Genomic DNA, 21,489 nt, shown 5'->3' on the forward strand with positions numbered 1-21,489 from the left:
CGGCCGAGGATGAGGGCTACTACGGGGTCGCACGCGTGATCAGCGCCGAACGCAAAGCCCGCAATATGGACTCCAGCGCACGTCCTGGTATTGGTGCGTTTGTGTCTGGCGATGACAGTCAAAAGGATGTGACTGGGTCTGTGGGGGTAGGTTACAAGTTTGGTAATGGTTGGCGGGTAGAGGGTGAAGTTTCACTGCCTCAGAAAGATACCTTCACCAGTGGCTCGACCACCTTTCCCACCAGCCTCAATCACCACCACATTGACTCGCAGCGTGTGATGCTCAATGCCTACCGCGACTTTCGCGTTGCGGACAAGGTGTCCGTTTATGGTTCCGCCGGGCTGGGCCTTGCCCGTCTCGAATCGAAAGGCTGGCAGGGCAATGAGTCTCGCCAGTACGGCTCCGCCACTCAAACCAACCTGGCGTGGTCGTTGGGTGCGGGGGTTGTCTATGACGTCACCGAGCGTTTGAGCGTAGACCTTGGCTATCGCTACATTGATATGGGCGATACCGAAAGCGGTTGGAACAACTTCCCCAACGCTCGCGGTCTGCAGGACGAAAAAATGAAGGCCAACCTGGTCTCCAGCGAATTCGTGCTGGGTGCTCGCTGGGCGTTCTAATCAACAGGGCGGGGCTAGATCAGCCCCGCCCACTTGTATCACGGTCACTGACTTCTTTTTTATTTTCGTCGATCAACTCCTTGTTGGATCAAGGCTCTTGAAGAGGGCGCCAGGGTCATCCTTGGGAGTGGCGCAGATGTTCGATTTTTTGCGTGGGATCACGATTCTATGAAATTCTTTGTGCGTACTTTTTATCTGCTCGTTCCACTGCTTTTTGCTGCCCCCAGCCTGCACGCAGCTGAGGCTCACTGGACTTACGATGGCGATCACGGCCCCACACACTGGGGGGAGTTTGGCAGCGAGCTGTGCACACAGGGCGCCCAACAGTCTCCAATCAATATCGAGACAAAAGAAGTTCGACGACTCAAAGACCATGCCTCTGACTTGAAAATCAACTACGGCACGTCGCCAGTCAAACTCATCAACAATGGTCATACCCTGCAAGGTAACGTAACCGATCAGGAAACCGTGGTGTTTAAGAACGATGAATATCGCTTAGTGCAATTTCACTTTCATACGCCCAGTGAACACCAGGTTAATCACAAGCCCTACCCCATGGAGATGCACTTAGTAAACCAGGACAAGGACGGCCGCTTACTCGTCATTGGACTTCTGATCAAAGAAGGCAAGAAGAATAAAGAACTCGCAACGTTGTGGAGCCAGCTTCCTGAAACTAAAGACGCGCAGGTGAACCTGAATGCCCAGGACGCGCCAAATCTCGGCGCACTGGTTCCTTCGACAGGCCATCATGTGTTTTACAAAGGTTCATTGACCACCCCTCCCTGCACAGAAGGTGTTCAATGGGTATTGTTCGAGCAGCCCATCGAGCTATCAAGGGCTCAAATCCACACGTTCCAAAAATTGCTGCCCGACAATCATCGCCCCCCACAGCCTGCTCATGAACGAGAGGTGGACGAGGACTAACTGCTTAATGAGAAAGCCCCAGGCCGAAAGACCTGGGGCTTTTTATGAGCGGCCAATCAAGGCTTTTTCAGCGCCTCCAACAATCTCGGCAAATCCTCCTCAGGAAAACGCTGATGCAAGGCCAGTAACTTCTCATCCGCCGCCCTGGCCTCCCCCGACGCACGCAGGTTCACAATCTCCTGCAGCCCTTCCTCCAGCGACGGCAACGTCATCGATGCCCGCTTGCTCATCTTCGCGACGGGTGCATCCGCCAGGGAGCCGGCGATTTCGACTTGAGCCGGCGCACTTTCAGCGTGGGGGGCGACAGCCAGGCGGGCCATGGGGGCGGGGGCCGAGAATGCTTGCGGTGCCGGATGGGGCGCTTGTTCATGGAGCGCGGTAAACGTTGCTGTGGATATCTCCGGCTGCGGCACGGGAGCGCGCATCACCACACCGATCATCAGCGCCACACCTGCGACGGTGGCGAATGCCATTTGCCAGCGCGGGCGTTGGCAGGCTTGCAGCCAGCGTTGCCACAGGCTCGGTTGGGGCACCGGAGCTTCGCGGCGAGCGGTATTGAGGATGAAGGCGTCGAGGGACGCGGGCGGCTCGCCCGTACTGTGTTGACGCAAATGCTGGACCAGCATGTCGTCAGAATCGGGAGTGTGTCGAGAGTCGATCATACGGGTATCTCCTCGGCCAGCAGGCGGCGCAGTTTCTGCTGGGCGTAGCGCAAGCGGCTTTTTACGGTTTCCAACGGGGCGCCGGTGAGGGCGGCGATTTGCGGCACGTCGAGGTCGCCGTGCAGGCGCAGCAGGAAGACTTCGCGCTGGTCTTCGGGCAGGTCTTGCAACGCGTTATCCAGGCGCGCCTGGTCGCGACTCAGGCTCAGTTGCTGCTCGGGGCCGGCGCTGTCGTCGGCCTGGGCATGCAGTTGTTCATCGTAGCTATCGTGCAACGGGTTATGGATGCCGTGCTTGCGCCAGTAATCGATCAAGCGGTTGCGGGCGATCTGGAACAACCACGTACGAAAACTCGCTCGGCCCTGTGGCTGGGTGCTGCTGCGGATCAGGCTGAGCCAGGTCTCCTGGTAAATTTCCTCGGCCAGTTCGGCCTTGTTGCTCAAGGACACGAGGAATCGATACAGCCCTTGGCGGTGTCGTGCGTACAAGGCTTCGAACGCAGCACCGTCACCGGTTCGGTAGCGGGCCAACAGCGATTCATCGCTGGGTAATGCGTCTGGAACAGCCATGTCAGTGGCGAACTCCTTTCGAAAAGTTAAAGCAGATTACATGTGGGAGGGGTTGCCCCCTCACACATTTGATCATTGTCGGGGTCAAGATCAGTGTTTGAGACTTTGGGCCAGTTCCACCAGTTGCACGAACTCATTGCGCAACCCGAAAGGGTCATCACCGCGGGCCGAGCGGGCCAGTGCGGCGGTGTCCTGCAACGTCATGTTGCCAGTGTAGCGGCCATCACCCTTGAGCTGCTGGGCAAAGGCGGCGACGGCAGCCGAGAAACGCAGATCGTCGCTGGCTTTAGTGGACACGTTGCCGATGGGCCGCTCGATCAACCGGCTATCACCGCCCGCCGCGGTCTTATAGCGCACCCGTAGCATCGCCAACTCATTGGATTGGCTCTCAGCCGCTGGCGCAGCAGCGTAACGCAACGGTTCCAACCACCCCTTCTCGCCCTTCGGTACGATTTCATACAACGCGGTCACGGTATGCCCTGCGCCGATTTCGCCCGCATCCACCTTGTCGTTGTTGAAATCCTCACGCTTCAGGGCGCGGTTTTCATAGCCGAGCAGCCGGTACTCACTGACCTGAGCCGGGTTGAATTCCACTTGCAGTTTCACATCCCTCGCCACCACCGCCAGGGTTGAGCTGAGCTGATCCACCAATACTTTGCGTGCTTCGCGCAGGTTGTCGATATAGGCGTAGTTACCGTCGCCTGCATCGGCCAGTTGTTCCATCAGGTGTTCGTTGTAGTTATCCACACCAAAACCAAGAGTGGTGAGCGAGACACCGCTTTTACGCTGCTCGACCGCCATCTGCTTGAGGCTGTCGAAGTCGCTGACGCCCACATTGAAATCACCGTCGGTGGCCAGCAGGATGCGGTTGATGCCCTTGTCGATAAAGCCTTCGCGAGCCATCTGGTAGGCCATCTCGATGCCGGAGGCGCCTGCGGTGGAGCCACCGGCAGTGAGCTGGTCGATAGCATTGCGGATCGTCACCTTGTCGCGTCCGGAAGTCGGTTTGAGCACCACACGGGCCTCACCGGCGTAGACCACCAGCGACACGCGGTCCTGCTCGCGTAGCTGATCGACCAATAATTTCAGGGTGCTTTTCACCAATGGCAACCCTTCGCGACGGTCCATGGAGCCGGACACATCCACCAGAAACACCAGGTTGGCCGGCGCCAGCTGCGCCACGGCACGGTCGGACGCCTTGATGCCGATACGCAATAGCTTGGTGCGCGGGTTCCACGGGGTGGCGGCGACTTCAGTGGTCACGCCGAAGGGTGAGCCATCGGTGGGCAGCGCATAGTCATAGGGGAAGTAATTGACCATTTCCTCCAATCGCACCGCACCTTCAGGCGGCAGGCGACCCTGATTGAGGAAACGTCGTACGTTCGCGTAGCTGCCAGTATCGACGTCCACGCTGAAGGTGGAGACCGGTGTTTCAGCAACACGATGCACCGGGTTTTCCGGCAGGTTTTCGTATTGCTCGCGGGGTTCGCTGCGATAGTCCATCGTCGCCGACGCCTGCACCATCAAGCGTGCGGTCATCGGCACAGGTGCCATCGCGTGTTTCACCAAAGCCCCTTGGACCGGTTCGCTTTCCAACACAGAAACCGGCCCCGACTCAACCGGCTCTGGGGACGACGGTACTCCGCACCCGACCAGCGCCACCAGCACGGTAACGGCAAAGCCTTGGGCAGCAGGACGCAAGAAAAGCAGAGGACGGGACATGGGCTGAACCTCGTGAATGAATGATCCGTTCACATGCTCAGACGCAAGTTATCAGCGATTCGGGTTAACCCTTTGTTTGGCCGTAGACGTTCTGGCCATTGAACGGCGTGACCGCTTCAGAGGTGGCAGCCTGCCGAGCCGGGGCTCGGCAGGCTTCAAGCGATTCAACTCACTTGCTTTCTTTTGCCACGGTGCCCAAGGACGCATCCTTGACCAGATAACGGCCTTCCACATCGCTCAGCACTTTGAGGCTGTTACGCGCGATGGCGAAGCCTACTTCGACTTCCTGCTTGAGGTACACCACCTCACCCGCCTTGACGTTGATCGGCATGTCCGCCCAGTTTTCGGCCTTGGAGCTGATCACGTGCTGGCCCGGCGTCACGAAGAAATAGATGTACTGGTTGCCGCGGTTGTAACCCATCTCCGAGTCCGCTTCCTTGTCATCCAGGAACACGTTGAAGCGCACCATCATCCCGACGTTGCTAGGGCGAACGACGTACACCAGGCCTTTATCGGCGACGGCAGCCTTGGGCAGCGAATAATTCGCCACATCCGCCTGCATCTTCTCGACCGATGGTGTCGAGGAACAGCCAAACAGTGTGGCCAGGGACAGCACAACAGCAGCTTTACAGAACAGCTTGATCATTTGCTTCTTCCTTGTGGGTTGCGGTGACGCGCCTCCAGGGTGCCGGTGATAACCGACGCAGGCCCCTTGAGGGGTTCAGTCACCGCCAGTGTGTCGGCAGAAGAAGGGAAGACATGAGGCATTACGCCATCATTGTGATGCGTTGCGAGTTTTTGCCGGGGGAAGGGTTAAAAGGGTCGCACCACAAGAGTAGTGAGCGGGCTTGCCCCGCGCTGGGCGGCGAAGCCGCCCCAATACGACCGCCGCGCTGTGTCAGATAAAACGCGGTAGCAGGTTTTAGGGCGGCTTCCGCCCCCAGCGCGGGACAAGCCCGCTCACTACAAGTCAGCCGGCGTCTTTGTCTTTTGGCGTGCCGGGCACCAGGGTCAGCGGCGGGCGTTCCACGTCGCGGGACACATGGGACTTCACTTCTTCCACACCGCCCTCCTCGTCGTTATGGATCACCAGCACACCCGGTCGGCGCAATTGCTCCAGGTCGCCCTCACCCAAGTTGAAACTTTCACTCAGGTGCTTGTCACTGAGGGCATTGGCCTCGGCGCGGCGCTGGGCGAACTTGCGGCCTTTGCGTTGTTGGTAACGCGCCCAGCTGATCAGGATCACCGCGTTGAACAAGGCGATCCACAGGTACACCTGCAAGGTGTTGAGCGCGGCAAAGATCGGTGCTTCCAGGCGCGGACCGCCATGGGTTTCCAGCATCGCGCTCATGCCACGCGCCAGCAGCCAGATCAGCCCGAACCAGGCCAGCAGGGTCAACAGTACATCGATGGCCCACATCACGACGTTTTGACGCGTTCTGACCAGTTTCATGATCACGCCTCCTCTTCGCTGGGTTTGATACCGCGATCCGGGCTGACCCAGCGCGCGCGTTTCTGATGCTGGTTGAACAGCACCTTGGGAAAGCTGACCAAGGTGGTGAACAAGCTGACCAGCCAGAACACCATCGGGTACCACACGGTCCAGAACAGGGTTTTCCACAGGTCTTTTTCATAACGCCGGTCGATCAGGATGCTCACCGCGAACTGCAGCAGGCACACCATCGCCAGCACCAGCCCGGTAAACGCCGGTGGCACCAGGGAGTCCACGGCAATCGCCGGTGGCAGCACGATGAACTTACCCACCGCCCAGAAAATCACCGAGAGCAAGAAGGTGAAGGCCCAACCGGTGGACAGGCAGTATTCGAACAGCAGCGGCCACAGGTAGCGATGGCGCCATTGCCAGATGCCACGGATGTTCTTGAACAGCACCTCAGCGCCACCTTGGGCCCAGCGCAAGCGCTGCTTCCACAGGCCGCCGACGGTTTCGGGCATCAAGATCCAGCACAGGGCGCGCGGCTCGTAGAAGATGGCCCAGTGATCGAGTTGCAGCTTCCAACTGACATCGATGTCTTCGGTGATCATGTCGGTGCTCCAGTAGTCGATGCGGTCCAGCGCCTTTTTACGGAACGCCACCACCACACCCGACACCGTGAAAATCCGGCCGAACACCCGCTGGGTGCGCTTGATCAAGCCGATGATCGACGAAAACTCGCCCACCTGCACACGGCCAATCAGGGTCGAACGCGTGCGGATACGTGGGTTGCCGGTCACCGCCCCCAGGCGCGGGTTGTCGAGCATCGGCGCAACCATGTAGGCCGCTGCGTTTTTGTCGAGCAACGCATCACCGTCGATGCACACCAGGTACTCACTGCGCGCGGCCACGGCGCCCATGCGCAGGGCCACGGCCTTGCCTTGGTTCTGCGCCAGGTGCAGCACGCGAAGGCGCGGGTTTTCCAGGGCCAGGGCGTCGAGCACGGCGGCGGTGTTGTCCGTGGAGCCGTCGTTGACCGCAATCACTTCGATATTCGGGTAGCGCTGGTCCAACGCCGCGTGAATGGTGTCGGCCGCGTTATCGCCCTCGTTGTAGCAAGGGATGATGATCGAGATCAGCGGGTTGCCGGCCAGGGTCGGCGCCGGCGTGTCTTCTTCCCACGGCCAGTGGCGCTCCCAATGCAGCCAGAAATACAGGCCGCCGGCGATCCACAGCCCAGACATGAACAACGGGTAGAAAAACACGAAGTCCATCAGGAACTGCCCGGTCACCAGGAAAATCAGGCCCAGGGGAACGCCCAATACCAGAGCCAAGACAAATAGAGCCAGGATTCTGTCAAACATGATCAAGGGTTCCACTGGTTGGAAAGGGCCGGACGCACGGTGTTCAGGTCCGGTGAGTTTTCCAGGAAGTTGTCCGGGTAGTAGCCAAAGCTCTTGACCCCCTGGCGCTTGAGCACCCCCATCCATTCAGCCATCTGCGCACCGTTGATATCGGTCGCTTCTTTCGTGCGCCAGTCTTTGGCTTGCAGCTCGAACACCGTGCGTTCAAGCGCGCCAGGGCGGGCCTTGACCGTGGCAACCAGTTTCTCCAGCCAGGCATTGGAGTTTTTCTGCGTTTCGCCTTCCATCAATGGCATGGCCATCGGCGCGGTCCAGTCGTAGGTCTGGAGGAAGTCGTCGAGGTTCTGTGCGAACCAGGCTTCGCTGCTTGGGTTAAGCATAGGCTCGGCGAAGATATTGCGCGCGGTCAGCACCTGCGGCCCGCCAATGGCACGGACCTTGGCCGTCAGTTCATTGGTGAAGTCGATCAGGTAGCGGCTCTTGAAACGGGTCCAGCGGTGCATCACCTCAGGATCAGCGCGCAGGGCCGCGATGCTGCCGGGCAGGCCGCTGGCGGCGTAAGCCTTGAGCGCAGCGGGGCTGGCGTCTTCGAAATCCGACAGCACGGCGTCATCGTGGTACAGCACGCCGTCGATGGCACTGTTGCGCGCCAAGTCTTCATAGATTTCACCGATGATCTTGCGCACTTGCGGGTCAAACGGCGACAAGCGTTTGTATTGATCCGGGTCGAGGCCAACGTTGCCAGTCTGCGGGTCCCAGCGCGTCACGCGTGGCAGTTTGGGGTCAAGGGCGAAGCTGAGCACCGGCATCCATGCGTAAACGCTGGCATGGGCACGGGTGTGCAACTGCCAGGACACACGGTTGAACAAGTCGGCGCGCACCGGCAGATGGCGGTTGGGGAAGTACAGCGAGTGCACCAGGCCGTCGCCCTTGGGGTCGGCGAAGGCTTGCAGGAAGACGGTGCCCGCGCCCATGTCCACCACGCGCTGCACCAACTGGTCGAGGTTGCGCGCTTGTTGGGCCGGGTCCGGGTCATAGACGTTATCCAGGTCCACATGCAGCACCCGTAAGGGCGCCGGGGCTTGCACGGCGACGATGCTGTTGGCGAAGTGCTCGCCATCCGGGTCGGAGGCCACCAGGAAGCGCGGGCTGTTCATCAGCTTGCCAAGGTCGTCGAGGCCGTCGTCCAGGGTCAGCGCCATCTGGTAACCCTGTTCACCGACGATAGCCAATGAGGTGCCTTTGGCCGCGCCGTACGGCCACACCCACACTCGTGGCGCCTTGCCAGTAACGGTCTGGATCTTTTTCGAGATGGCAGCGACATCGGCACGCATCCGTGCATCGAACTGCGCCTGGGTCTCATAGCGGCCCGTGGCCGGGTCAAAGCGCAGGCTGGTCGCGGCCGGCTCCAGGTTGCCCTGAGGGTTAGCCAGAATGCCTTTGTGGCTGGCGTCAGTGTGCGCAGCAATCTCCACCAGCCCGGATTGGGACACTTCCCGGATCTGCTGCCAGGTGAGGAATTCCCCACGCGGCCGTGGCATCCCGGCGAAATCCACCGGCTGATTCAGTGGGGTATCGATCCAATAGCCTACGGGCGCCAGCAGCGCCGGCCAGTGGTAGGCACGCAGGATCGGCATCACCCGCGTGTAAAAGCTGGAATAACCATCATCGAAGCTGAGCATGACGGCCTTGGGCGGCAACTCCGGGCCACCCCGGCGCGCGGCCAGGATCTGATCGACGGACACCGGCTGGTAGCCGTTCTCGCGCAACCAGGCCAACTGTTCGATCAGGCGCTCGGTACGCACCGCTACCACGGCCTGGTCGGGGTCGCGGTCCTCGACGTCGTGGTAGGCAATGCCCAGGAAGTGGTTTTTCGGCCACGGCGCTTCGTTGAGCGGTGTCGGCCGCTCGGCGGGTGGGGTGTAGGGCGCGGGTTGCTGGGCGCAGGCGCTGGCCAGCACTAAACCCAGGACCAACAAGCAACGGCTGAGGACGGTCATGGTCAGGCTCTTTCTAGAAACGGTAATTGAGGTCGACGAGCAAGCGCAGATCGCGTTCGCGGTCGCCGTCATAAGGTCGACTGATCAGGCTCAGGTTGGCGCCCACGTCCAGAACGTCGTTCCAGCGAAAGCGTTGGCCATAGCCGATCAAGCCAATGCCACCGGTTGAGTAATCCCGCTGGCTGTACGTACCTGCACCGACCTGGAACTGCTGACTCCACTGAGTCTCGTAGCGGTGATAGAGCACATGATTGACCGTGAGGGTGGGCAACACGGTGAAGTCCGACTTGGGGTTGAAATACACCGTGTCGTCCTTGGTGTTGCGGCTGGCGCCCACTTCCAGGCCCAGATCGACTTGTACATGGGGTGAGCTGTAGAGGCCCTCACGCCCAGTGAGCAAGGCTTCGAGTCGGTCGTTGCCATCGCTGAAATGGGACGGGCTCAATGCCAGTTTCCACTCGCGGCTTTCATTGGCGCGCCAACGGATGAAACCGCTGCCGCCATTGGCCGTGATATCGGCATTCAACGCCCGCAGCGGTGTGCTGGCGAGGAGGTAGCCGAGGCTGCCGCCGTATTGCCAGTTGTCGTTGATGTCGCGCGCAATCGACACGCTCGCGCCTTGTTTGGAGCCATGGCCGTAGGAGTGATTGGAGACTTCGGCTTCCAGGGTCATGTCGCGGGTGCGCCGCTCCACACCCACGAGTTGCCAACGGTGTTGGCCGGTGCCTTCGGAGAAGTCGGCAGTGGCATAACCGGCACCGGCAAACACACGCCAATCTTCGTCGATGGGCGGCGTGTAAATGCGGCTTTCAATACCCCAGTCACGGCTTCCGGATACCGCTCCCGCGCCATTGTTACCGCCACCGTAACTTTTACCGGTGTAAGCCTCGACGCGCAGTTCAGCCATGTCATGCACGTCACGCAGACGGCTGAGGCGTTGTACCTGGCGGTTGTCCGGGTTGCGGGCCAACACGTCGTCGGTCAGCGTGTCCATTTGCCGCCACTCTTGCAGGTCCATGGCGGTATAGGCCTGGGACACTTCCAAGCTGATATCGCGTGGCGCCTGGGTTTCGGTTTCCTTGAGGGCACCTTCAGAGCGGCGCGGCCAGTCCCGGGCGCGGTACATATTGGCTTGGGCCAATTGCAGGCTGACGTTGCCGGGGGCTTTTCGCACCAGCGTCTCAAGGCCCGCTTCGCTGCCAGGCAAGTCACCAGTGAAGGTGTCGGCCTGGGCGGCCAGTTGCTGCGCATCCATCCAGTTATCGTTGGGGTTGCCGATGGGCAAGCCCTTGAGTTCTTCGCGGGGGTTCTGGCTCTTGGCCAGATTGCTCGCGACTTCGCGGGCCTCCAGGGCTTTGTCACTTTCCACCAGGGCGTAGAACAGCGCGGTGCTGTCTTCGACACGGTCGGCCGGGTCGGCATCCGGTGCGGCCAGCGCTTGTCGGTAGAGAGGCTCGGCTTTTTCCGGCAGGCGCTGGTCGAGGTAAGCGGCGGCGACCCAACGGATGGCGTACGTCGGCAATTGCACGCCTTCGCCTTGCAGGGTTTCGTACTCGCGGATCACCTCGGCAGTGCGCGCCCGAGCCTTGAGGGCGCCCAGACGGTCGATGCGCCAGCGCACCACATCGTCATGGGCGCTGGCATCCGGGGTCCAGCGGGCAAGCAGTTGGTCGTAGTCGTTAAGGGCGCGGTCGGCGATCACATAGCGCTCTTTCTCGCTGCGCGTGGCGAACTCGGCCATGCGCACGCGTTCGGCGGCAAGGTCGCCTTCCAGGCGGCGTTGGGTCACGGCGTCCAGCGCGCCAGGATGCTTGGCCGACAGGCGCAGCGCCGGCTCCGGCAGACGGGCCTTTTGCAGGGCAACAATGTATTCGCGCACCACTTCCGGTTTGTCGCCGGCGAGCACGAACGCTTTGTCGAATTCATTCAGGGCATCGAAGTTCAAGCCGGCGCGGGTCAGCGCGTAGCCCAGGGCCATGCGTCGGTTGGCATCGTCCGGCTTGGCGGCCACCAGCGCACGGGTGCGCAACACGGCTTCGTTGATTTGGCCACCGTCAGCCTGGGTCAGGGCCTGGCCCAGTTGCAGGTCGACATTGTTCGGCTCACGCAGCAGCGCTTGCTGGTAAACGGCCAGGGCCTGCGGCCACTGCTTCTGATTGCGATAGGTGCGGGCCACCGTGGCGAGCGCCTGGGTGGTCAGGTTGCGATTTTTGCCCTGGGCTTCGTACACCTTCAGCACTTCGACATCTTGCCCGGCCCAGCCGGCAATCACCAAGTGATCGCTGATCTGCCCCGGCGTCTGGCGTTCAGCGGGCAGTTGGCGCAATTGGGTCAGGGCAGGCGTGAAGTTGCCGTTACGCGCCTGGATGATCAGGGCGTCATACGCCGGATCGGCCACAGCGAAGGCAGGAACCAGCAACTGGCTGCATAAAGCGGCACCAATGAGCAGACGCAGCCGGCCTGGCGCATTGAGAGGGAGGTTTCGCAGCATGTCGTGAGCTTCCTTACACACGGAAAGCTACAACGATAGGTGGTCCTGAGCAATTTGCATCAGGGGTGTCGGCGTCCAGTGACCCGACCTAGCTTTCCTGTAGGAACTATCCCTTAGAAATGTAAGGAAAAGACCCATCAGGAACAATTGTTCAGAATTAGCTGCACAGGGCCATCATGAAACGAATGTGGGAGCGACCTTGCTCGCGAAGGCGGTGTGTCATTCAGCACATCAGTGACTGAACCACCGCAGTCGCGGGCAAGCCCGCTCCCTCATTGTTGGCCGTGTTAGCCGTTATTGCGCGTGGCTGACCGCGCCGACTTTAGCCATGACAAAGCTGATGAATTGCTCGACGGTCATCTTCTGGCCGTTGAAGGTCACTTCATTGTTGGCGTAGTGCAGTTTGGAGACCACGTCGGTACCCACCAGTGTCGCCAGTTGAGTGCCAACGGCCATGCCGCTGACCATTTCCGCCGCCATCTGGGATTGCTGCTCGATGGCTTTCGGATCGGTGACGCCATCCACCTGGGCCTGCAGTGCCGCCACGTCGCCAATCATTGGCTTGGACAGGGTCAGGTTGGCATCCAGCAAGGCCACCATTTGCTTGCCCAATTCAACCGGTGGCAACTCCATGGAGGTCGGTTTGGCCAGGTCCACGATCAGATTGAATTTGCTTTCGCCGTGGGTGGTTTTCAGCGACAGGTTTTCCACCGCCACTTGCGGTTTGGCAGCCAGCACTTGGTTGACGTTGGTTTCAGCCAGGGTTTGTTCGGCCTCGGTCAATTGCAGCTCAGGCACCGGCTGGCCGGCAGCGGCAGCAGCTTGTACCGGCTGCATCTTGTCCTGGTACAACTTGGTCAGCACCAGCATCGCCGGGACATCAACGTTTTTCATGCTCAGGGCCATGGCCGCCGAACCGACAGGTTTGCCCTGGTAACCGATCTCATCGATCTTGTAGTCGACACGGCCGGCCAGGTTGTTGTCCTTGGTTTCGCTGGTGTCTTTCTGCTCGAAGCCCTTGAGGGTCAGCACGGCTTTCTGCGGGCCGAAGGTGACTTTGGTGTCGGTCAGCTCAACGGTGTTTTGCCCGGTGTAGAAACCAAAGGTGGATTTTGCCAGGTTGCTGGCCACGGTCAGGCCCGCCAGTTCGGCTTCGAATGCCTCGCCGTTACCGTCGATGGCGCTGACCTTGAGGCTGTTCATGTAACCGCTGGCCTTGACCTTCTTGCCTTCGGCGGTGCTGTCGAAGTCCAGATTAGCGCCAGAGAAGCTCACCGAGGACTTGTCATCCTTGATCTCCAGGGGCAGCAATTCGACGTTGCCGTTGACCGAAAGGCTGTAACCGATATTGGCCACGCCTTTGAGCGGCGACACGTCTTTGCTGGCAGCGAACCATTTTTCCGTGGTGGCGTTCTTTTCCAGCTCGTAGTGACTGGTGGCCATGACCGGCAGCCACTTCAGCGTGACCAGGCGCGAGAACGGCAGCGGGCCGTGTTCGATATGGTCGACGAACAACAGCTCTGGGTTCGGGTTGTCTTCGCCGAAGACCGTGCCCTGGCCCTTGAGGCGGTAGTGGGCCGTGCTGCTGAACACGCCACGGTCCAGGGACACCAGCTCAAGGTTCACGCTGCCGTCGACGCCGGCCATGGAGGTCTGCAGTTCCTTGTTGGCGTTCTGGATTGCGGTTTGCAATACCGGCTCCAATTGCTTGCCGGTGTACCAGGCACCGCCTGCACTGACGGCGCCGATGGCGACAACGAAACCCAAGAAAACAACAGCTGGCTTATTCATGAAGTGACCTGATCAAATCCTGTGAGAAGTGGGCTGTCTTCCTTGAACCCCGAGGGGTTGGCTCAAGCCCGCCGAAAACGGGGGAAGATTAGCACTGGCGGCCGCGCACGGCCCAGTTTTCTCAGAGCGATCAAGTCGGCACTTGGTTCAGGAATACTCCAGATCGATCTCATCGAGCTGGTGGTCAAAGCTCTTCAAGCGCGCTGTCCAGGTGTACACCAGCACCTCGAACTCACGGTGGATCACGGCATTGCCCGGGGTGTCCGCCTTGGGGTCACAGAAATCCAGCTGGTAGCGTTCGCGGGCCATCTGGTTGGCCACATCCGATAACTCACGCGCGTTATTCAACCAATGCCTGCCATCGGCGACTTGCTGATCGAGGAGCACGCACTGTTTTTTCAGGGCTTCGAGGCTTTTTTCCAGGGGCGTGCCGGTGAGTTCGCCCATGACTTCCTGGAAGGTGCGCCCAGGCTGCCAGTAGCTGCCCCAGAAATAGCGGTCGAACACGGTTTCGACGCGACGCAGGGCGACTTTGGTGTCCCAGATCGCCACGCGGGTCTTGCCTTGTTCAAGCAACCGTTTCTTCACCCGCTGGTTTTGATAAGACGCCCAGGCCACCACGCCGATGGACAACGTGCCGATCATCGCGCAGGCGCTGTCGAGGAACACCATGGCCTTGTCGAGTTGATGGGCGAGCATGACGCCGTAGAAGTAGGCAGCCGATAGCAGCACCAGCGCGAAGAACACGCACCAGAAAGCGGGAGCATAAGGGTTTTTCATTATTGGAATCCCCATGAGCAATCGCGAGCAATGACCAGCGAGCCATCACGGGGCCCGCCAGTCAAAGCATAGCTATTTGCTCAGGGTTTGCTGGCGGGTGCAGCTTGCGTTCGTCCGCTTTCCCAACCACCGCCCAACGCCAGGAACAGATCGATCTGGCTCATGGCGACCTGGGTGTTGGCTGCAGCCAGTTGCGCACGCACGTCGGTGTAGGTGCGGGTGGCTTGCAGGTCGGCCAGGAACGACGCTCGGCCGGCCTGGAAGAAGCGGTGCGTCTGCTCCGAGGCTTCCCTGGCCGACTCGCCGGCATCGGCCAACGCGTCACGGCGTTGCAATTGTGCGGTGTATTGCGCCAGGCCGGTCTGGGTTTCGCGGATGGCGTTGAGCACCACACCGTCGAAGTGCGCCAGGGCGCCTTGGGTCGCAGCCTCGGCTTCATGGATACGCGCCCGGGCGCCGTTGGTCGGCACCGTCCAACTGATCAACGGGCCAAAGCCCCAGCGGTTGGTGGGTGCGGTGCCCAGGTCGTCCAGAATACCCACGGTACCGACGGTGGCGCCGATGCTGATGTCTGGGTACAGCGCACCGGTGGCCACGCCGATCCGCGCGGTGGCGGCGGCCAGTTGGCGCTCAGCCTGGCGCACATCGGGACGACGCTTGAGCAGCGCGGCACCGTCGCCCACCGGCAGCAACTGGGCGATGTGCGGCAGCTCGGCGCAGGTGGCTGTGCCGGCCGGCAATTGATCCACAGGCTTGGCCAGCAACATCGACAAGCGGAACAAGCCCGCCTGGCGTGCGGCGGTATAGCGTGGCATGTCGGCGCGCAAGGATTTGTATTGGGTTTGCGAACGGGTCACCTGGGTTTCATCACCGCGTCCGGCGTCGCGCAGGCGCTGAGTCAGCTGGGTACTCTGGCCTTGCAGGTCGAGCGACTCGTTGGCAATCGCCAGTTCTTCGTTGGCGGCACACACCTGGGTGTAGGAGCGCACCACATCGGCCACCAGGGTGATGCGTGCGATATCGGCGGCGGCTTGCGCGGCGTCGGCGCTGGCTTGGGCGCTTTCGATACCCCGTTGCAAGGTGCCCCACAGGTCGAACTGGTACGAGGTGCTGATACCGACGCTGCCGATGTTGGCCACCGGGACCTTTTCCGGCAGCAAAAACGCCTCGCCGGACTCTTGCAAGCGCTGCGCCTCGGCCTTGACCCCGGCGCTCCAGCCACCGGCAGATTCGGCCTCTTGGGTCTGGTAGCGCGCACGTTGCAGGTTGGCGGCAGCCACCCGCAGGTCGGTGTTGGAGGCCATGGCCTGGCGCACCAGTTCATCCAGGCGCGGGTCTTGGTAGAGTTTCCACCAGTCGGCCGGCACCGGCGCCGACACCACGTTGCTGCCCTCCCCCGCGATGTGCCCTTGCAGGTCGCCACGGTTGATGGCCGATTGTTCCGGCAGCTTGTAATCCGGGCCTACCGCTTGGCAGGCCGACAGCAACACCCCCAGCGCAGCGGTTGCCAGCAGCTGCTTCATGGCTTGGCTCCGTCTTGGTCTTGAGGCTTGTCACCGATGATCGACACTGTGGCCGTACGCCCGGCGATCATGCGGAAATCCGCGGGCACATCATCAAAGGCGATCCGCACCGGAATCCGTTGGGCCAGGCGCACCCAGCTGAACGCCGGGTTGACGTTGGGCAGCAGGTTGGAGCCGCTGCTGCGGTCGCGGTCTTCGATACCGGCGACGATGCTCTGTACATGCCCACGCAGGCGGGCGTTATCGCCGATCACACGGATATCCACGCCCATGCCGACGTGGATGCCGTCGAGCTTGGTCTCTTCGAAATAACCGTCAATGTGGAAGGAGTTGCTGTCCACCACCGACAACACCGGACGCCCGGCCGTGACGAACTCTTGGGTGCGTGGCGCACGGTCGTTGACGTAGCCGTCCACCGGGCTGCGGATCACCGAACGGTCGAGGTTGAGCTGGGCGGCGTCGACCGTCACTTGCGCTTCGGCCAGGGCCGATTGGGCGCGAGCCACGCGGGACTGGCTTTCTTCCAGCTGTTCGCTCGGCACCAGGTTACCCAGCCCACGGTTACGCTTGTACTCGCGCTGGGCCTGGGCCAGGGTTTCCTGGCGGTCGGCCACGGCAGCCTGGGCCTGGCGCAGGGCCAGCTTGAAGCGGTCCTGATCGACGGCAAACAGCACCTGGCCCTTGGTCACCAACTGGTTGTCGCGCACGTCGACTTGCTGGATCAGCCCGGACACGTCCGGGGCGATCTGCACGATGTCGGCACGGATGTGCCCGTCACGGGTCCACGGGGCAAACATGTAGTACATGACCATGCGCCACACAACGACGACCGCAAACGACACGATCAACAACGTCAGGACTACACGGCCGATGGTCAAAAAAGGTTTTTTCATGTCATCAGGTATCGACTGAGTGAGTCCACGGCGCCCAACAACAGCGCGTAGAGCCCCACATTGAACAATGCCCGGTGCCAGACCAGGCGATAGAAGTGGACGCGGGTCAACAACCCGTGCACCACCAGAAACAACACGTACGTAATGCCCATCAACACCAGCAGCGTGGGCAGGAACACCCCGCTGATATCCAGATCACCGATCATAAAGGCGCTCCATCAGGTAGCGGCGCTTCCATCTCGGTGCCGCCAATAAATTCCACGCCGGGCAGCAACGACAGGCGCAAACCAGCCAGTGCGTGCAGCAGATGCAGGCGGGTGTCATCTTCGTCTTGCAGGCCCTGGCCGTTGAGGGCTCGGCGCGTGCGGTCCAGGGTCATCAGCAGACCGCTGGGCGCAGGCAAGCGTTCACCGGCCTTGAGGCACGCCTTGAAGTAGCCGCCGACGCCTTCCACCACTTGATCGAGCAGCACTCGCGGCACCCCGTAAATACGCGGTGCGTAGGCCAGCAGGTCGAGCAAGTTGAGGGCCACGCGCAAATCACGCAGCGCCGTGCCGGTGTCCTGGTTGATCAGGGCCAGACGCGGCAAGTGCTGCATCAGGCGGTCGAGCATTTGCACGGCCATGTGCCGGTGTTCGGCCAGGGTCGCAGGCTCGGTCAGGCTAACGATGTCACGCCAGCTGAAACGGGTCAGGCGTTTGGCCGCCAGTTCCGCGCCAAAGGGCCGTGCGATCAGCGTCCACACAAACGCGAACAGCAGGCCCACAGGCCCGGCCAGGTTGACGTTGGCGAAGTTGAGGAAGTCGGCGTCGTAGGCGCCCTGGATGCTGATGAACGACGACGTGTTCACCAGCGTCAGCAACATGCCCAGGTAGAAACGCGGCTGCACGGTCAACGTGCCGATGCAGATGAACGGCACGGCAAATGCCAGTACCAGCATCGGGAAATCGTGCAGGTTGGGCAGTACCAGGAACAGGTAGAGGCTGGCGAACAGTACCGACATCGCCGTCCAGAAAAAGAACCGGTAGATCTGCGGCGCCGGGTCGTCCATCGAAGCGAAAAAGCTGCACGCCACGGCGGCCAGAATCACCGCGCTACCGCCGTCGGTCCAGCCCAACAGAATCCACAGCACCGAGGCGACGATGATCGCGGTGACCGTGGAAAATGCCGAGTAGAACATCAGGCCACGGTCGAGAAACGGCGTGAGCCGACCCAGGCGCCAATGGCGGTACACGGCGCGCCAGGCGTCCTGGCTTTCGCACTGGATAGCGGCTTGCAGACTGCGGCAGTCTTGCCACAGGTCGATCCACTCGGCCAGGCGATACAGGGCGTTGGAGAACAGCAGCGTGTGGCGGTCGTCCAGGGCTTCACCTTGGGGTTGCAGGGCGTCGACCTGATCCCGCAGGGCGCGCCAACTTTCCAGGGGCGCATTTTCCTGGGTGTTCTCTAGCCATTGTCGGGAGGCCTCAAGCACGGGTGTGATGCGATCGAGAAACTCCGGCGCGCGGTGTTCGATGGCATACAGCGCGTCGTCGAGGGCATCCACCACTGGCAGAAGGTGAATCATGCGTCCACGCAGTTCCTTGGTGTTGCGTACCGTCTGCGGTCGCGCGCCTTCGTGGGGCAACTGGCCGATCATCAATTCGAGGGTGTTGAAGGTGGCGACCATGCCGCTGCGCAAGGTGCTGATTTCTTCAGGGTCCACATTGCGCGTCAGAAAGCGCTGGCTGTAGACCTGGGCGTCGCTGAACCACTTGCTCACCGAGCCATCGAACACCGGCATCAGGCGCCGAGGCCAGAACATCGCGCCCACCACCGCCGCCACGGCGATACCGAGGAAAATCTCTTCGGTACGCGCCTCGGCCACGTCCCACACCGCCAGCGGGTTATCCACCACCGGCAAGGCAATCAGCGGCAACGTGTAACCAGCGAGCATCAGGGCATAGTTATTGGCGGTGCGCAGATGCATGGAGAGAAACAACAACGTGCCCGTCCACAGGGCAATCACGACAACGAGAAGGTAGGGCGACTGCACGAACATCGGCACGAAAATTACCGCCGCCGCCGCCCCCATGAAGGTGCCGATGGCGCGGTACAAGGCTTTGGAACTGGTAGGGCCGACAAACGGGCTGGAGACGATATACACCGTGGCCATTGCCCAATACGGACGTGGCATTTGCATGAGCATGGCGATATACAGCGCGATCATCGACGCAGCGAACGTACGTACCCCGTAGAACCAATCGCGGGCCGGCGGCATACCGGTAAAGAATCCGTTCAAAGCGACGCCGCCTCAAAGGCCCGCAGCACACGCAGCGCGGCCTCCAGATCGCTGTGGGCGATGTCGGCCAATACTTCCTGACGCAGACGCACCAGTTGCACTTCCACCGCTTGCACCAACTCACGGCCACGCTCAGTGAGACTCAACGCCTTGGCGCGACGGTCGTGGGCGTCTTCAGTGCGGCACACATAACCGCCGCTGCACAACTGGTCGAGCAGGCGCACCAACGACGGGCTTTCCATCCCGGACGCCTGGGCCACCTTGACCTGATGCACACCGTCACCCAAGCGGCCGATCATCAACAACGGCACGGCGCAGGCTTCGGAGATGCCATAGCTCACCAGCGTGGTCTGGCAGATTTTGCGCCAATTACGGGCACCCACCACCATGCTGCTACTGAGGTTCATCTGAAGTTGTTCGAGGGCTTGGGACACTGAATAGTTCGCATACAGTTAGTTTGCTAACTATCAATATGGTGGATGGATCGAATGCCGTCAAGTTTTGATACAAATTAGTGATGAGTGGCGGGAAGCCATTGAGTAAGTAAAGCGGGTTAGGCGATTGCTGCAACACCGTAGAACAAATGTGGGGGGGGCAAGTCCCACCCACATTTCAGTTGCCATGTCAGTCAGCAACCCGCCTCACTTCCTCCTCAATAAACTCAAACACCTCCTCCGGCACGCTGTGCTGAAACTGCTTGCGCCGGTGTTTCGAAACCTTGCCTTCGTTATCGAGGCACATCATCACCAGCTTCGACAAATCACTGCCACGCACGTCGTAGCGCTGGTTCACGGCCTTGATCACATGATCGTAGCGGTCAAGGAATTCGGTTTCTTCGCGCAACTCCACTTCCAGTGCACGGCGGGCCATCTGCAGGGTGAATTCGACGCAGCGAGTGGCATCCCAGTAGCGATAGATCGACGGATGGCCGATGAAGTCAAAAGCCATTTGGTCGCCGTCCAGCCAGGTGACGTTCCAGAATTCCCGTGTTGGTTTGGAAAAGGTCTTGAGGGCTTCCAAATAGGCTTGTTCTTCGTGTTTTATCGCGACAGAAACGGGCAGCAACAAGCCATTTTCCAGTGCGCCGTGGTGACAGAGTGTCTGGTGGATCAGGAAGCGCGAAAGACGCCCATTGCCATCCATGAAGGGGTGCAGGAACACAAATCCGAAAGCGGTTACAGCGGCCGCAACGAGGGGATCGACCCCGCGCTCAGGCTGATTGGCAAAAGCCATCAACTCTTCCATCAATTCCTGGCAGAGCATTGGGTCTGGGGGGACGTAGCTGACGCCCGCGGCGCCGCGCAGACCGTTATGCAGATGGTTTTGTTCGTGCCGAAACGCGGCGGCTTTGTCGAAAGGATTGGAGACGGTGCTGTTTTGCAGCTCTACCAGATAGTCCTCGGTCAGCAGACGGCCTTCATGCGCCTGGCGTAACAGTTGAACAAAGCGACGGGACTTCTCTTCGCTGGGTTGTTCTTTTTCGATGGCGAACGAATCGCGGGTCTCATGGAGGTAGGCCCACTGGATCGCACGGTCCATCATTTCGGGTGGGAGCGTAGCCATGAAGGACTTGGCGCGACCCAGTATGTCCAGGCTCAACAGAGCATCGATTTCAGGCGTGCGTTCGACGGTCGCGCAGTAAGCCAAAGAGCCCAATCCGTTGAAGTCGATACGCCAACGGGAATTACGTATCGAGGGTCCGGTCACGTAGCGCTGGGGATCAAACAAGGGTGAAACGCGGCTGTTGATCGGCTTGTTGTAGTCCAGCCGCTGAAGGGTCAAACCTTCCCACAAATAGCAAACCTTGCGGATGAATACGCCGTTTGGCGCTTTTTCCAGTGCTTGTAACAGTTGGTCCGAGCTGACCGCTTCAAGTGCCTGAGCCAGGATGCCTAGGTTGATGCCTTCGTGTTTGAGTGCGAAAAGAATGTGGTCGAGTATTGAATCGGCTGAAGGTGCGACTGCGTGGGGAACGGCCAGGCAATCACCAATCATCGAGACCCGTGTTACGGGCTTGATCATCGCGGTACGAGCAGGGGCAATCGCTTTTAGCCCAAGGCATTGGTGGAGATAGGCATAACCAACCAGAGACATCGCGCAACCTCAGAAAAAGTTCACTTGCGCGATTAAAGTCCAGATTTTTTCAACCAACATCATTTTTTTTCAACTTTTTGCGTTTCTGCTAAGTTTTTTGCACCCCTCTCCCGCTGTGCAACAGAAGATTGAGCTCATCCACCACCTCGGCCCAATCCGCATCTTCCAGAATTTCACTGCGCAAGAACTTCTTCTGGTTTTCTGTCCAGAAAAACGCGTCCTCCAGTCTCTGGTCACGCTTGAGCGGCGAATGCACCGCCACAAACTGCTCAATGCTCACCGGGTCATCCGGTAGCCCAAGCTGTTTGAACAAGGACGGCAGGCTATGTACAGGCGATTCCAT

The 21,489-nt window shown here is 60.4% G+C and carries 19 protein-coding genes; 2 read left to right on the forward strand and 17 right to left on the reverse strand.

Translation table 11 applies throughout. The annotated features are described in order from the left end of the window. Positions 1–620: outer membrane protein (locus tag ACRESD_RS15550; protein WP_431751733.1), on the forward strand; the 620-nt coding region annotated here is incomplete at its 5' end. A 168-nt stretch (positions 621–788) separates the two neighbouring features. Beyond that, complete coding sequence (locus ACRESD_RS15555) at positions 789–1,544, forward strand: carbonic anhydrase (protein ID WP_431751734.1); 756 nt, start codon at positions 789–791, stop codon at positions 1,542–1,544. Between the two features lie 56 nt (positions 1,545–1,600). Here the strand turns inward: ACRESD_RS15555 and ACRESD_RS15560 are convergent, their stop codons facing one another. The 17 genes from ACRESD_RS15560 to ACRESD_RS15640 all read right to left on the reverse strand — a co-directional run bounded on the left by ACRESD_RS15560 (position 1,601) and on the right by ACRESD_RS15640 (position 21,489). Further along, positions 1,601–2,206 carry a hypothetical protein gene (locus tag ACRESD_RS15560; RefSeq protein ID WP_431751735.1) on the reverse strand — a complete coding sequence of 202 codons (606 nt, stop codon included), beginning with the start codon at positions 2,204–2,206 and terminating at the stop codon, positions 1,601–1,603. Next, positions 2,203–2,775, reverse strand: coding sequence for an RNA polymerase sigma factor (locus ACRESD_RS15565; RefSeq protein WP_431751736.1), 573 nt, complete (start codon positions 2,773–2,775; stop codon positions 2,203–2,205). The genes ACRESD_RS15560 and ACRESD_RS15565 overlap by 4 nt, the downstream gene beginning before the upstream one ends. A 90-nt stretch (positions 2,776–2,865) precedes the next feature. Beyond that, entirely contained in the window at positions 2,866–4,497 is a 1,632-nt protein-coding gene (locus ACRESD_RS15570) for a vWA domain-containing protein (protein ID WP_431751737.1), read from the reverse strand. Between the two features lie 169 nt (positions 4,498–4,666). Beyond that, a complete protein-coding gene (locus tag ACRESD_RS15575) occupies positions 4,667–5,059 on the reverse strand; it encodes a DUF2846 domain-containing protein (protein ID WP_431751753.1) in 393 nt (130 codons plus the stop codon). A gap of 408 nt (positions 5,060–5,467) precedes the next feature. Continuing rightward, the gene (pgaD, locus tag ACRESD_RS15580; RefSeq protein ID WP_431751738.1) at positions 5,468–5,950 is read right to left on the reverse strand and encodes a poly-beta-1,6-N-acetyl-D-glucosamine biosynthesis protein PgaD; all 483 of its coding nucleotides are present in this window, start codon (positions 5,948–5,950) and stop codon (positions 5,468–5,470) included. A 2-nt stretch (positions 5,951–5,952) separates the two neighbouring features. Continuing rightward, a complete protein-coding gene (gene pgaC, locus ACRESD_RS15585; RefSeq protein ID WP_431751739.1) occupies positions 5,953–7,293 on the reverse strand; it encodes a poly-beta-1,6-N-acetyl-D-glucosamine synthase in 1,341 nt (446 codons plus the stop codon). 2 nt (positions 7,294–7,295) lie between these two features. Continuing rightward, on the reverse strand, positions 7,296–9,293 hold the full coding sequence (pgaB, locus tag ACRESD_RS15590) for a poly-beta-1,6-N-acetyl-D-glucosamine N-deacetylase PgaB (protein WP_431751740.1): 1,998 nt from the start codon (positions 9,291–9,293) through the stop codon (positions 7,296–7,298). A 13-nt stretch (positions 9,294–9,306) separates the two neighbouring features. After that, entirely contained in the window at positions 9,307–11,784 is a 2,478-nt protein-coding gene (pgaA, locus tag ACRESD_RS15595) for a poly-beta-1,6 N-acetyl-D-glucosamine export porin PgaA (protein WP_431751741.1), read from the reverse strand. A 294-nt stretch (positions 11,785–12,078) separates the two neighbouring features. After that, the gene (locus ACRESD_RS15600) at positions 12,079–13,575 is read right to left on the reverse strand and encodes a YdgA family protein (RefSeq protein WP_431751742.1); all 1,497 of its coding nucleotides are present in this window, start codon (positions 13,573–13,575) and stop codon (positions 12,079–12,081) included. 147 nt (positions 13,576–13,722) lie between these two features. Further along, positions 13,723–14,355 (reverse strand): NADH:ubiquinone oxidoreductase subunit N, encoded by a 633-nt coding sequence (locus ACRESD_RS15605; protein ID WP_431751743.1) that lies wholly within the window; start codon positions 14,353–14,355, stop codon positions 13,723–13,725. Positions 14,356–14,435: 80 nt separating this feature from the next. Continuing rightward, positions 14,436–15,878, reverse strand: coding sequence for an efflux transporter outer membrane subunit (locus tag ACRESD_RS15610; protein ID WP_431751744.1), 1,443 nt, complete (start codon positions 15,876–15,878; stop codon positions 14,436–14,438). Further along, a complete protein-coding gene (locus ACRESD_RS15615) occupies positions 15,875–16,771 on the reverse strand; it encodes an efflux RND transporter periplasmic adaptor subunit (RefSeq protein WP_431751745.1) in 897 nt (298 codons plus the stop codon). The genes ACRESD_RS15610 and ACRESD_RS15615 overlap by 4 nt, the downstream gene beginning before the upstream one ends. Further along, complete coding sequence (locus ACRESD_RS15620) at positions 16,768–16,977, reverse strand: DUF1656 domain-containing protein (RefSeq protein WP_012721577.1); 210 nt, start codon at positions 16,975–16,977, stop codon at positions 16,768–16,770. The genes ACRESD_RS15615 and ACRESD_RS15620 overlap by 4 nt, the downstream gene beginning before the upstream one ends. Further along, positions 16,974–19,052 (reverse strand): FUSC family protein, encoded by a 2,079-nt coding sequence (locus ACRESD_RS15625; protein ID WP_431751746.1) that lies wholly within the window; start codon positions 19,050–19,052, stop codon positions 16,974–16,976. Before ACRESD_RS15625 ends, ACRESD_RS15620 begins: the two co-directional genes overlap by 4 nt. Beyond that, positions 19,049–19,459, reverse strand: a complete 411-nt coding sequence (locus tag ACRESD_RS15630) for a MarR family winged helix-turn-helix transcriptional regulator (RefSeq protein ID WP_431751747.1) — start codon at positions 19,457–19,459, stop codon at positions 19,049–19,051. Before ACRESD_RS15630 ends, ACRESD_RS15625 begins: the two co-directional genes overlap by 4 nt. Positions 19,460–19,676: 217 nt before the next feature. Beyond that, positions 19,677–21,146 carry a Fic family protein gene (locus ACRESD_RS15635; RefSeq protein WP_431751748.1) on the reverse strand — a complete coding sequence of 490 codons (1,470 nt, stop codon included), beginning with the start codon at positions 21,144–21,146 and terminating at the stop codon, positions 19,677–19,679. A gap of 88 nt (positions 21,147–21,234) precedes the next feature. Continuing rightward, positions 21,235–21,489, reverse strand: a complete 255-nt coding sequence (locus tag ACRESD_RS15640; RefSeq protein WP_431751749.1) for a DUF2789 domain-containing protein — start codon at positions 21,487–21,489, stop codon at positions 21,235–21,237.

Origin of the sequence: Pseudomonas sp., from assembly GCF_050739995.1 — a bacterium.
Classification (GTDB): domain Bacteria; phylum Pseudomonadota; class Gammaproteobacteria; order Pseudomonadales; family Pseudomonadaceae; genus Aquipseudomonas.